Origin of the sequence: Flavobacterium suncheonense GH29-5 = DSM 17707, assembly GCF_000430025.1 — a bacterium.
GTDB classification, from domain to species: domain Bacteria; phylum Bacteroidota; class Bacteroidia; order Flavobacteriales; family Flavobacteriaceae; genus Flavobacterium; species Flavobacterium suncheonense.
On sequence record NZ_KE387021.1, the window covers coordinates 202,634 to 215,852 of the forward strand.

Genomic DNA, 13,219 nt, shown 5'->3' on the forward strand with positions numbered 1-13,219 from the left:
TAACCACAGAAAACAAAAAAGCCTGGTAAGTTACCAGGCTTTTTTGTGATCCCGTCAGGATTCGAACCTGAGACCTACTGCTTAGAAGGCAGTTGCTCTATCCAGCTGAGCTACGGGACCTTAAGTCTTGTTTCAGTTGAATTGGGAATACTGAAAGCTATCGTCGGGGTGGCAGGATTCGAACCTGCGACCTCCTGGTCCCAAACCAGGCGCGATAACCGGGCTACGCTACACCCCGAAAGCAAAAAAAGCGGAGAGACAGGGACTCGAACCCTGGCGACGGTTACCCGTCGACAGATTAGCAATCTGCTCCGTTACCACTCCGGCACCTCTCCTTTTTGCAAAGAACTTATCCTTTTTTGCGGTTGCAAATGTATACTAACGATATGGTTTCTGCAACTATTTTTTACGTTTTTTTTTATTTTTTATAAAGATATTTTAAAACCCTTTCATTGTCAACACAATAGAAAACGTGAAAATTTGAATTAATTTAACGTCTCTTCTTAATAAAATCACAAAACAAAAAAATCAGCTTAATAATCTCGTCGATAATTAAAATATCTTCACAATTTTGGTTAAATTCGCACTTTCACAAACTAACAACATAATATCATGAATAAGAAAGTAGTTATTGTATCGGCTGTAAGAACTCCAATTGGAAGCTTCATGGGAAGTTTATCAACCGTTACAGCTCCACAATTGGGTGCTACAGCAATTAAAGGTGCCTTAAATAAAATCAATTTAGACCCGAATTTAGTAGACGAAGTAATTATGGGTAACGTAGTTCAGGCGGGTGTCGGACAAGCTCCTGCACGTCAGGCTGCCATTTATGCCGGTTTGCCAAACACTGTTGCCTGTACTACCGTAAACAAAGTTTGTGCTTCCGGAATGAAAGCAATCATGCAGGGTACTCAGGCTATCATGGCCGGTGACGCTGAAATTGTTGTAGCCGGTGGTATGGAAAACATGAGTCTGATTCCTCACTATGTTCACATGAGAAACGGAGCTAAATTTGGCCCGGCAACGCTATTGGACGGTATGCAGAAGGACGGTTTAACCGACGCCTACGACAACACTGCCATGGGAGTTTCCGCAGATTTATGTGCTGCCGAATATAAAATTACCCGTGAAGAACAAGATGCTTTCGCTATTCAATCTTATGAACGTTCTGCTAAAGCCTGGGAAGCTGGAAAATTCGATAACGAAGTTGTTCCGGTTTCTATTCCGCAGCGAAAAGGAGATCCTGTCGTTTTTGCTAAAGACGAAGAATACACTAATGTGAAATTAGACAAAATTCCTACTTTAAACGCAGTATTCACAAAAGACGGAACAGTAACCGCTGCAAATGCTTCCACTATCAATGATGGCGCGGCAGCTGTAGTTTTAATGAGCGAAGAGAAAGCCAACGCTTTAGGATTAAAACCATTAGCTTATGTTAAATCTTACGCTGATGCAGCTCAGGAACCAAAATGGTTTACTACATCACCTGCAAAAGCGTTACCAAAAGCATTAGATAAAGCAGGTTTATCCGTTTCTGATGTTGATTTCTTCGAATTTAACGAAGCGTTTTCGGTGGTAGGCTTAGCCAATGCTAAAATTTTAGGCTTAGACAACAATAAAATAAACGTTAATGGCGGTGCTGTTTCTTTAGGTCACCCGCTGGGATGTTCCGGAGCAAGAATTGTGGTTACTTTAATTAATGTGTTAGAACAAAACAATGCCAAGATTGGTGCAGCTGCTATCTGTAACGGTGGTGGTGGTGCTTCTGCCATTGTTATTGAAAGAGCTTAAACTATAATTCAGAAGTTAGAAGCAGGAAGTTAGTTCTCAGCCGAGTTCTTATCTTCTGCTTTTTCCAACTTCTGAATTCTAATTTCTAAATTCAAACTTCTGAAATGTTTGCAATCTGTAATCTGGCAATTGTCCCCTTACGTTTTGAACCAAGCGACCGAAGCGAATTAGTTTCACAGGTTTTGTTTGGTGAACATTTTAAAATCCTGGAGCAAACCGAAAAATGGTCCAGAATTCAATTGGCGTTTGACGGATACGAAGGCTGGATAGACAACAAACAGTTTCAAATTATATCGGAAGTCAATTACAACCTGCTTTCATCATCACCTATAATTATGAATGCAGATTTAGTGGAATACATTACCACTCCCAACAATTATCTGATGCCTATCCCTATTGGAAGTTCGTTGGCGTTTTTAGACAATCCCGATATCAATACAACACAATATTCTTTTGAAGGTTTAAAAGTATGTGGTGTTAAACCAAAATCTGAGCTGCTTAGAACAGCTTTCATGTATTTGAATGCTCCGTACTTATGGGGCGGAAAAACGCCTTTCGGAATTGACTGTTCCGGTTTTACACAAATGGTTTACAAACTTAACGGCTACTCCATTCTCAGGGATGCTTCCCAACAAGCTACCATGGGAGAAGCTTTAAGTTTTATTGAAGAAAGCGAGCCCGGAGATTTGGCATTTTTTGACAACGAAGAAGGCCGGATTATTCATGTCGGAATGATTATGGAAAACAACTACATCATTCACGCACACGGAAAAGTACGTATCGACCGTTTAGATCATTTGGGCATATGCAATGTGGATACCGGAAGACACACACACAAATTAAGAGTTATTAAAAAAGTTATTTAAATAAAAAAACCACGTTTGTTAAACGTGGTTTTTTTATTGCTCACAAGAAATTGTCCTATTTTTTTGCTTTTAAGGCTTTATATTTTGCATCCATTTCTAAAAACTGATAAACCCCTAACAACATAGATTTAATACCTTCATCATTAGGTTTTAATTCCAAAGCTTTTTCATAATACGGAAGAGCAGATTTGAACATTGTCTGTCTTTTAGATTTCAATTCATCGTAACGTTTGATTTCCTTTGCAGACATTCCTAATGAATTCATTTCTTTAACTATTTTGTCATCATCCATCAAATACAACGCTCCTAAATTATTATAGGCATTAAAATAGTTGGGATTAATCGAAATTGCACGTTCGTAATACTTCTTAGCACCATCAATATCCCCAGAGGTTGTTGAAACAACGCCTAAATTAAATAGCAAATCCACATCATTTGGCTTCTTCTGTATAGCTTCGCTGATCAATCTTTTATAAGATTCCATATCTTTTGTTTGATAGTAAAGATTGGCCTCACTAACAATTAAGTCACTATCATCCGGATTTAATAATCGTGCCTCCGATATTGCTTTTTTAGCATCATCAATTCTGCCTTTTTCAATTAAAATTGAGGCGTAGTTTTTATAAATTTCACCTCTTTTGGAAGGAATCTTTTCGTCACGAGGTTTTTCATGGGTCCCCATTTTGATTGCTTTTTTTCTTTCATCATCAGATGCAAAAGTATCATCCTGTCCGTTTGCTTTACTTACAGCAATATGATTTACTCCTTCTCCTGTATAATGAATTGATATTAATTCTTCATAATATTTAAGAGTATTGTCATAATCTTTTGCTTGTAGCGATAAAACAGAAGCATTATATAAATTATTAGGATCTGATTTGTCAAGATTATACACGGCTTCAAAAATTTTAGCTGCGTCTTTATAATTTGACGCTGCCAGAGTATAAGCATACTGTAACATCATCGGTTTAAAACTGGCAATCGTTTCTTTGATATCTGACGTATATATAGCTTTACCCGATTTTTTTTCAAAATCCAACACATTGTTTAAACCTGTAGCCAACGTATTAATGTTTGCCGGAGTAAGACTTTTGGCAAAAGCAGAAATATCGTTAGGATTTTTCATCATTGCTTCATTCAACTCCAAAATCGGCAACATTGATTTGTAGAAATTCGTATATATCAAATCTGATTCTGCCAATCCTGACATTGCAGTTAACTTGTTAACATTAGCTTTATAAGAAGAAATATCATCAGCCGACAACTGATCTTTTCCATAAAGTTTTTTTAATGTTTTCAGCTCGTCTTTCTGTGCAAATGAAGCTGCCGATAGCATCAATGAAGATGCCAGTACTAAATATTTAACTTTCATTGTTATCAAAATTTAATTATTCCTGAGTATCGTTTGTTTCTTCAGAAGTTGTGTTTTCGTTTTCACCTTCAAAATCCTCTCCGTTTTCCTCACTTTCTTCTTCCCGCATTACTTTAGCAACTGCGGCAATGGCATCGTTTCCTTTGATGTTGATTAAACGAACCCCTTGCGTTGCACGTCCCATCACACGTAAATCGGAAACTCTCATGCGAATGGTTAAACCAGATTTGTTGATAATCATCAAATCATCTTCATCGGTTACACTGTTAATCGCAATAAGTGAGCCAGTTTTTTCGGTGATATTTAAAGTCTTAACTCCTTTTCCTCCACGGTTGGTGATGCGGTACACATCTTCGCCGTCTTCGTCTACCAATCGGGTACGTTTTCCGTAACCATTTTCGGTAACCACTAAAATCTGAGAATCGTTTACATGATCCCTGTCGATGGAAACCATTCCGATTACTTCGTCATTTTCATCGGCTAAAGTAACTCCGCGAACTCCGGAAGCCGTTCTTCCCATCGGACGGGTTTTTTCTTCCTCGAAACGCACCAACTTACCGGATTTTACAGCAATTAAGATCTGACTGTTTCCGGTGGTTAGTTTTGCTTCTAACAATTCATCGTCTTCTTTGATGGTAATGGCTGCAACTCCGTTAACACGCGGTCTTGAATACGATTCCAAAGCCGTTTTCTTCACCTGACCTTGTTTGGTTACCATGATTACATAATGGTTGTTGATGTATTCCTGGTCTTTTAAGTCCTGTGTACATATGAATGCTTTTACCTTATCGTCGTTTTCAATGTTGATAAGGTTCTGAATCGCGCGGCCTTTGCTGGTTTTGCTTCCTTCCGGAATTTCGTAAACACGCATCCAGAAACATTTTCCTTTCTGAGTAAAGAACAGCATATACTGGTGGTTGGTCGCCACATACATGTGCTCAAGGAAATCCGCATCACGGGTTCCGGCAGATTTTTGACCAACTCCGCCTCTGTTCTGCGTTTTGTATTCCGAAAGCGGTGTACGTTTGATATAACCGGCATGGGAAATGGTAATTACCACTTGTTCGTCGGCAATCAAATCTTCGATACTTACATCGCCACCTGCGTACTCAATTTGTGAACGACGTGCATCTCCGTATTTGTCTTTGATTTCAGCCAATTCGTCTTTAATTACCTGCATTCTCATTTCTTTGCTTGCCAATAATTCTTTCAAATAAGCAATCAATTTCATGATTTCTTCGTACTCGGCACGCAATTTATCCTGTTCCAGACCGGTTAACTGACGTAAGCGCATTTCAACAATTGCTCTTGCCTGAATTTCAGATAAATTGAAACGCTCGATTAATTTCGCTCTCGCTTCGTCTCCGTCTTTAGACGCTCTGATCAATTGAATTACTTCGTCAATGTTGTCGGAAGCAATGATTAAACCTTCTAAAATGTGCGCTCTTTCTTCTGCTTTTCTTAAATCGAACTGCGCACGGCGGGTTACCACATCGTGACGGTGTTCCACAAAATAGTGAATCAGGTCTTTCAGGTTTAACAACTGCGGACGTCCGTTTACCAGAGCGATATTGTTCACACTGAAAGACGACTGCAATTGCGTATACTTATATAAGGTGTTCAATACCACATTCGGAACCGCTTCACGTTTCAACACGTAAACGATACGCATACCGTTTCTGTCGGATTCGTCACGGATAGTGGAAATTCCTTCGATTTTCTTCTCATTAACCAAATCAGCCGTATGTTTAATCATGGCCGCTTTGTTCACCTGATACGGAATTTCGGTAACTACGATAGATTCGCGTCCGTCAACTTCTTCAAAACTTACCTTAGCGCGCATTACCACACGTCCGCGGCCGGTTTTGAATGCCTCGCGCACACCGTCCATACCGTAAATGATTCCACCTGTAGGGAAATCCGGTGCTTTAATGTGTGTAATTAACTCGTCAATTTCAATATCATTGTTGTCGATATAAGCTAAAGTTCCGTCGATAACTTCGGTTAAGTTGTGTGGCGCCATATTCGTAGCCATACCTACTGCAATACCCGAAGCTCCGTTCACCAAAAGGTTTGGTACTTTCGTCGGCATTACTTTCGGTTCTTCTAACGTATCGTCGAAGTTTAACTGGAAGTCTACGGTTTCTTTGTCGATGTCGGCCAGCATTTCTTCCGAGAATTTTTTCATTCTTGCCTCGGTATAACGCATCGCTGCCGGACTGTCACCATCTACGGAACCAAAGTTCCCCTGACCGTCTACCATCAGATAACGCAAACTCCATTCCTGTGCCATACGAACCATGGCATCGTATACTGAACTGTCACCGTGCGGGTGGTACTTACCAAGAACCTCCCCTACAATTCTCGCTGACTTTTTATGTGCTCTGTTTGATAATACTCCTAATTCATACATCCCGAACAATACTCTTCGGTGTACAGGTTTTAAGCCATCTCTAACATCAGGAAGCGCTCTGGATACAATTACCGACATCGAATAATCGATGTACGCTGATTTCATTTCATCCTCAATGTTAATAGGAATTAACTTTTCTCCTTCAGACATAAGTATTTACAATTAAAATTATATTATTTTCTAAACGTGCCAATATACATATTTTTGAGGTAACACAACAGTAATTTATCCACAATTTTAAGGGATTTATTAACATTCACAGCCGTTCAAAAAGTTGATAAAACCTGCTATTTTGTCTTTTTTTTCTCGATTTTTTTTTGTCAATTAGCAAATATCGAAGACTAACTCTGTCAGGTACGGTTTTTGCACAACCGTTATAGAATTAGTAAATTTACAGTATAAAGATTTTTGTGATGGACGATAATTTTTCACCAAGAGTAAAAGACGTGATCACCTACAGTAAAGAAGAAGCTTTACGACTGGGGCACGACTTCATTGGTACAGAACATTTAATGCTCGGGATTTTAAGAGACGGCAATGGAACCGCAATCAATATATTGAACAATTTATCGGTAGATTTAGAACATTTACGCCGAAAAATCGAAATTGTTAGTCCTCCAAATCCTAGCGCAGACAGAAGTACCGAAAAGAAAAACCTGCATTTAACAAGGCAGGCCGAACGCGCTTTGCGTACCACTTTTCTGGAAGCTAAAGTATTTCAGAGCACTTCCATAAGTACAGGGCATTTGCTGTTGTGTATTCTCCGCAACGAGAACGATCCGACAACAAAGCTCTTAAATAAATTAAAAATCGACTACGAACTCGCTAAAGAACAATTTATAGCTATGACATCAAACGAAGAAGATTACATCGATAACTTGCCGAAAAACGAGTCCTTTAACGACGATTCCGGACAAGATGACAGTATGCGTGACGGTGGCTTCAACAACCCGAACGCACCCGGCAAGGCCAATAAAAAATCAAAAACGCCGGTTTTGGATAACTTCGGACGCGATTTAACCGAATTAGCCGAAGAAGGAAAACTCGATCCGGTAGTAGGACGCGAAAAAGAAATTGAACGCGTTTCCCAGATTTTAAGCCGAAGAAAGAAAAACAACCCGCTTTTAATTGGTGAACCGGGCGTTGGTAAATCTGCCATTGCGGAAGGTTTAGCTTTACGCATCATCCAGAAAAAAGTATCCCGCATTCTGTTCAACAAACGTGTGGTAACACTGGATTTGGCGAGTTTGGTAGCCGGAACCAAATACCGCGGTCAGTTTGAAGAGCGCATGAAAGCCGTGATGAACGAGTTAGAAAAAAACGACGACATCATCCTTTTCATTGACGAGATTCACACCATCGTAGGCGCTGGAGGCGCAACAGGCTCTTTGGATGCTTCCAACATGTTTAAACCAGCGTTAGCCCGTGGAGAAATTCAGTGTATCGGTGCTACAACGCTTGACGAATACCGTCAGTATATCGAGAAAGACGGCGCGTTGGAAAGACGTTTCCAGAAAGTAATTGTGGAGCCTACTTCCGTGGAAGAAACCATTACCATTCTGAACAACATTAAAAACAAATACGAAGACCATCATAACGTAATTTACACACCGGAAGCCATCGAAGCCTGTGTGAAGTTAACCAACCGTTACATGACGGATCGTTTCTTACCGGATAAAGCCATTGACGCCTTAGATGAAGCAGGTTCCCGCGTTCATATTACCAACATTGATGTTCCGAAACAAATTCTGGAACTTGAAAAACAATTGGAAGAAGTTCGCGAACTAAAAAATTCCGTAGTTAAAAAGCAGAAATACGAAGAAGCAGCCAAACTTCGCGATGATGAAAAACGCATCGAAAAAGACTTGGCTATTGCACAGGAACAATGGGAAGAAGATTCTAAAAACAACAGAATCACCGTTACTGAAGACAACGTTGCTGACGTCGTTTCCATGATGACTGGAATTCCTGTAAATCGTATTGCTCAGACTGAAAGTAATAAATTAGCTCATTTACCAGAACTTATTAAAGGTAAGGTAATTGGACAAGACGAAGCAGTTTTGAAAATTGCCAAATCGATTCAAAGAAACCGTGCCGGATTGAAGGACCCAAACAAACCAATTGGTTCGTTCATTTTCTTAGGTCAGACTGGTGTGGGTAAAACGCAATTGGCTAAAGTTATCGCCAAAGAATTATTTGATTCGGAAGACGCATTGGTTCGTATCGACATGAGCGAATACATGGAAAAATTTGCGATTTCAAGATTAGTCGGAGCGCCTCCGGGATATGTAGGTTACGAAGAAGGCGGTCAGTTAACCGAAAAAGTCCGCAGAAAACCGTATTGTGTGGTATTGCTGGATGAGATCGAAAAAGCGCATCCGGACGTATTCAACATGATGTTACAGGTTTTGGACGACGGCCATTTAACCGACAGCTTAGGACGCAAAATCGATTTCCGAAACACCATTATCATCATGACTTCCAATGTGGGAGCGCGTCAGTTGAAAGATTTCGGAACCGGAGTTGGTTTCGGAACCGCTGCAAAACAGGCACAGGCAGATGATATCGCAAAAGGTGTAATCGAAAACGCGCTGAAAAAAGCCTTCGCTCCTGAATTCCTGAACCGTATCGACGACGTAATCGTGTTCAATGCTTTGGAAAAAGAAGATATCGACAAAATCATCGACATCGAAATGGACAAATTGTATGCCCGAGTTGCTGATTTAGGATACAAACTGACTTTATCGGAAAAAGCAAAAGACTATATCGCCGAGAAAGGTTTCGACAAACAATTCGGAGCCAGACCTTTAAAACGTGCGATTCAGAAATATGTTGAGGACGAATTGGCCGAAGAAATCATCACTTCCAAAATAAACGCCGGTGATGAAATTTTCATGGATTTGGACGACGAAAAACAAGAACTGAAAGTCACCATAAAAAAAGCAGAAAAGCCTACTAATTAAGTAGGCTTTTTCTTTTCCGGATTCTAATTACACCGCAGATTCGCAGATTTTATCAAAAGAAGTAACCTGCGAGTCTGGGGTTATTTATTATCATAAACCACAAACCTGCTAATTGAAATTGCAATTTGTCATTCCTTCATTATTCATAAATCCTAAATTTTAATTTTTTGTTTGGCATGTCAAAAAAAATAGTACATTAGTTTACTAATTTATACAAAATGCTGGACAAAGTAATCGTAGGGAGCGAAGAATGGTGCTCCTTCCCTTCTCTTGGAATTCCTGTAATTAAAGCCCGCGTGGATTCCGGTGCAAAAACTTCGGCACTTCATGCCACCAACATCACTCCTTTTGAGAAAAACGGGGAAAATTGGGTAAAATTCGACATCAATCCGATTCAAAACAACTTAAAAGCAGTCATCCACTGTGAAGCGCTCCTTATTGACAAACGCGTTGTAAAAAGTTCCAGCGGTTATCGCGAACAGCGTTATGTAGTTAAAACCCTGTTGGAAATCGGAGGAAGCACTTGGGAAGTCGAACTTACGCTGACCAATCGCGATTCCATGGGATTCCGCATGCTGTTGGGACGTGAAGCTATGTCCGGAAGAATTTTAGTCGATCCGGAACAAAAATACCTGTTAGGACAACCCACCAACGAAAAAATAAAAGAATACTATTACGCTGAAGACGCCACTAAAAAAGGATTACGCATCGGTTTGTTAGCCAGTAATCCGGAACTGTACAGCAACAAACGCATTATGGAAGCCGGGGAAATGCGCGGTCATGAAATGCATTTCTTAAATCTGAAATACTGCTACATGAAACTCGATGCCGATACGCCGGAAATTCATTACCGGGGCGGTCGTGTTTTAAACGATTTTGATGCGGTAATTCCGCGTATTCGTCCGAGTATGACCTATTACGGCTGTGCTTTAACCCGTCAATTCGAAGCTTTAAAAGTGTATGCGTTAAACAGTTCTGCGGCCATCAGTCAGTCGAGAGACAAATTATTTTCCCTGCAATTGCTACTGAACAACGGTGTTGACATTCCCACAACAGGTTTTGCCAATTCCCCTTTAGACACCAACGACTTAATCAAAATGGTTGGCGGTTCTCCCCTAATCGTAAAATTACTGGAAGGAACACAAGGAAAAGGCGTTGTTTTAGCCGAAACCAAAAAAGCCGCCGAATCGGTTATCAATGCTTTCAAAAGTCTGAATGCCAACATTTTGGTTCAGGAATTCATCAAAGAAGCCAACGGTAAAGATTTGCGTTTGTTTGTAGTGGACGGAAAAGTAGTAGCCGCCATGCAACGGGAAGCACTTCCGGGAGAATTCCGGGCAAACATCCATTTAGGCGGAACGGCGTCAGTGGTAAAAGTAACAGCTGAAGAAAAACGCATCGCCATTAAAGCTGCAAAAGCCATGAATTTAAAAGTGGCCGGAGTAGATATTATTCGTTCTTCCAAAGGTCCTTTGCTGTTAGAAGTGAACTCATCACCTGGTTTAGAAGGGATTGAAGGTGCCACACAAAAAGACATAGCCGGCGAAATGATTAAAGCGATTGAGAAGAATTTTAAGTGGAAATAATCGTAATTGACAATTGATAATTTGAAATTAGGAATAAAAAATTATTATTAATTGTAAATCTTTAATCTTTTAATCTTTTAATCTTTTAATCTTTTAATCTTTTAATCTTAAAAAATGAACATCTATCTTGACATCATTCTGCGAAGTGTAGCCGTCTATTTTTTTATGGTTATCGCTTTGCGGATTTTTGGCAAGAAAGAACTTTCCCAACTCAACACTTCCGATGTTATTCTAATTTTACTGATTAGCAACTCGGTACAAAATGCTATGGTTGGAGATAATACTACTCTTTTGGGTGGTCTAACCGCCGCTTTTGTATTGTTTCTGATTAACTTTCTGCTGAAAAGGCTGATGTTCAAATCCAAGACCTTCAGTGAACTGATTCATGACAAACCTCAGATTCTGATTCACAACGGAAAAGCAGATTTTGAAATCTTGGCAAAACTCGGAATCACAGCCGACGAACTTCAGGAAGCCATGCGCGAACACGGTGTGGAACATTACAAAGACGTCAAATTAGCGATGCTCGAAATTGACGGTAACATCAGTATTATTTCCGGTGATACCGAATTACGGCAAACCCATCATAAAAAAAGAACCCATAAATCCTTAAGCTGACGTTATGAACAAAAACAGACTGGAAGCCTTTAGTGACGGCGTTTTAGCCATAATTATCACCATCATGGTATTGGAACTGAAAGTACCGGATGAAATTGATTTCGTCGCACTCAAACCTTTGTTTCCCAAACTCCTGAGTTATCTCCTGAGTTTCATTTACATTGGAATATATTGGAACAACCACCATCATATGATGCATACGGTCAAACAGGTTTCGGGTTCCATTTTATGGGCCAATCTTCATTTGTTATTCTGGCTCTCCCTGGTTCCGTTCGTTACAGCATGGATTGGAGAATCTCATTTTGCACCAACGCCAATGATGTGTTACGGCCTTATATTGTTACTGGCCGCTATCGCCTATTTCCTGCTGCAGTCCAGAATTCTGCAAAAACACGGTCCCAATTCCGTATTGTCGAAAGCTATTGGCAACGACTTAAAAGGAAAAATTTCTCCCGTTTTATATCTTCTTGGAATTATTAGTGCTAACTTTAATACTTTAATTTCAGGCGCAATATATATTCTGGTAGCATTGATATGGCTGATTCCTGACAAACGCATTGAGAAAATCATTGATGCCGAATAAATAAGACACGGGTTATGCCGACGATTTACCACGATTTCACCATCAGAGTTTCAAAAGAAAAAGTGTTTGAAACAATAAGTTTACCTGATGGCTTAAACAACTGGTGGACATTGCGTTGTTCCGGAAAACCTGCTCTGCACGAAGCATATAATTTTTATTTCGGAGAGGAATATAACTGGTTTGCAGAAGTTTCGAATTGTGTTCCGAATGACGAAATCGAATTTAAGATGACACAAGCCATGCCGGAATGGATGCCAACCCGTTTTGGCTTCAAATTGTCTGAAGTAAAGCCTAATGTAACTTATGTGCAATTTTATCATGAAAACTGGTCAGAAATAAGTCAGGAATTCCGAATTGCCAGTTATTGTTGGGCCAATCTTTTACGGCAAATGAAACAATATCTGGAAGAAGGCATCATCACACCATTTGAACAACGAAATTAAAATGATTATGAAACGTATCCGCACATTCTTCATCTTAGGCTGCCTGATTGCGTCATTTGGCTTTTTATTCAAAATATTGCATTGGCCATATGCTAAATTTTTATTGATTGCAGGCATGTTTTTCTTAGCAATCGCCGGAATAAAACTTATTATCAAGATTTATAACGACCAGAATCCTAACGGTTTCTTTAAAAAATAAAACTTATGACGTTACTTTCTAAAATTCTCATTGGTTTTGTAGCCTTTATTCATCTTTACATTGTTTGGCTGGAAATGTTTGCCTGGACCACCCGAGCAAAAAAAGTATTCCGGAAAGTTCCGGAAGAAATGTTTGAAAAAACAAAACAGCTTGCTGCAAATCAAGGCTTATACAACGGTTTTTTGGCCGCCGGATTAATCTGGTCACTAATTATCTGTGATGTTTATTGGAGTTTTTATGTGGCTTTATTTTTCCTGAGCTGTGTTTTTGTTGCCGGAATTTTTGGAGCCTTAACAGTACAGAAAACTATTTTTTATGTGCAATCTGTTCCGGCTGCTCTTGCCATCATCAGTATTCATTTTATGAAATAAAAAAAGCCTCTTAT

General features: G+C 39.7%; 11 protein-coding genes and 3 tRNA genes. 9 read left to right on the plus strand and 5 right to left on the minus strand.

Annotated elements, in window-relative coordinates; all coding sequences use genetic code 11:
- Positions 1-46: 46 nt before the first annotated feature.
- From G498_RS0113445 to G498_RS0113455, 3 genes are all read right to left on the minus strand, one after another.
- Positions 47-120 (minus strand) — tRNA-Arg (locus tag G498_RS0113445).
- Positions 121-163: 43 nt separating this feature from the next.
- A tRNA-Pro gene (locus G498_RS0113450) sits at positions 164-238 on the minus strand.
- 13 nt (positions 239-251) lie between these two features.
- Positions 252-335 (minus strand) — tRNA-Ser (locus G498_RS0113455).
- 277 nt (positions 336-612) lie between these two features.
- Here G498_RS0113455 and G498_RS0113460 point away from each other — a divergent pair.
- Both G498_RS0113460 and G498_RS0113465 read left to right on the plus strand, forming a co-directional pair.
- Positions 613-1,791, plus strand: a complete 1,179-nt coding sequence (locus tag G498_RS0113460) for an acetyl-CoA C-acyltransferase (protein WP_026981634.1) — start codon at positions 613-615, stop codon at positions 1,789-1,791.
- Between the two features lie 104 nt (positions 1,792-1,895).
- Complete coding sequence (locus G498_RS0113465) at positions 1,896-2,657, plus strand: C40 family peptidase (RefSeq protein ID WP_026981635.1); 762 nt, start codon at positions 1,896-1,898, stop codon at positions 2,655-2,657.
- A gap of 55 nt (positions 2,658-2,712) precedes the next feature.
- On the opposite strand, the gene G498_RS0113470 is transcribed toward G498_RS0113465, so the two are convergent.
- Positions 2,713-4,029, minus strand: a complete 1,317-nt coding sequence (locus G498_RS0113470; RefSeq protein ID WP_026981636.1) for a tetratricopeptide repeat protein — start codon at positions 4,027-4,029, stop codon at positions 2,713-2,715.
- A 16-nt stretch (positions 4,030-4,045) separates the two neighbouring features.
- A complete protein-coding gene (gyrA, locus tag G498_RS0113475) occupies positions 4,046-6,592 on the minus strand; it encodes a DNA gyrase subunit A (RefSeq protein WP_026981637.1) in 2,547 nt (848 codons plus the stop codon).
- 263 nt (positions 6,593-6,855) lie between these two features.
- On the opposite strand from gyrA, the gene G498_RS0113480 reads away from it, so the two are divergent.
- From G498_RS0113480 to G498_RS0113510, 7 genes are all read left to right on the plus strand, one after another.
- Positions 6,856-9,405 carry an ATP-dependent Clp protease ATP-binding subunit gene (locus tag G498_RS0113480; protein ID WP_026981638.1) on the plus strand — a complete coding sequence of 850 codons (2,550 nt, stop codon included), beginning with the start codon at positions 6,856-6,858 and terminating at the stop codon, positions 9,403-9,405.
- Positions 9,406-9,623: 218 nt separating this feature from the next.
- Positions 9,624-10,991, plus strand: a complete 1,368-nt coding sequence (gene rimK / locus G498_RS0113485; protein ID WP_026981639.1) for a 30S ribosomal protein S6--L-glutamate ligase — start codon at positions 9,624-9,626, stop codon at positions 10,989-10,991.
- 114 nt (positions 10,992-11,105) lie between these two features.
- Positions 11,106-11,609 (plus strand): DUF421 domain-containing protein, encoded by a 504-nt coding sequence (locus G498_RS0113490; protein WP_026981640.1) that lies wholly within the window; start codon positions 11,106-11,108, stop codon positions 11,607-11,609.
- 4 nt (positions 11,610-11,613) lie between these two features.
- On the plus strand, positions 11,614-12,192 hold the full coding sequence (locus tag G498_RS0113495) for a TMEM175 family protein (RefSeq protein WP_026981641.1): 579 nt from the start codon (positions 11,614-11,616) through the stop codon (positions 12,190-12,192).
- Between the two features lie 14 nt (positions 12,193-12,206).
- Complete coding sequence (locus G498_RS0113500; RefSeq protein ID WP_035744111.1) at positions 12,207-12,635, plus strand: SRPBCC family protein; 429 nt, start codon at positions 12,207-12,209, stop codon at positions 12,633-12,635.
- Between the two features lie 7 nt (positions 12,636-12,642).
- Complete coding sequence (locus G498_RS15190) at positions 12,643-12,834, plus strand: GldL-related protein (RefSeq protein WP_117616520.1); 192 nt, start codon at positions 12,643-12,645, stop codon at positions 12,832-12,834.
- Positions 12,835-12,839: 5 nt separating this feature from the next.
- The gene (locus G498_RS0113510) at positions 12,840-13,205 is read left to right on the plus strand and encodes a DUF1304 domain-containing protein (RefSeq protein WP_026981643.1); all 366 of its coding nucleotides are present in this window, start codon (positions 12,840-12,842) and stop codon (positions 13,203-13,205) included.
- Positions 13,206-13,219 lie beyond the last annotated feature (14 nt).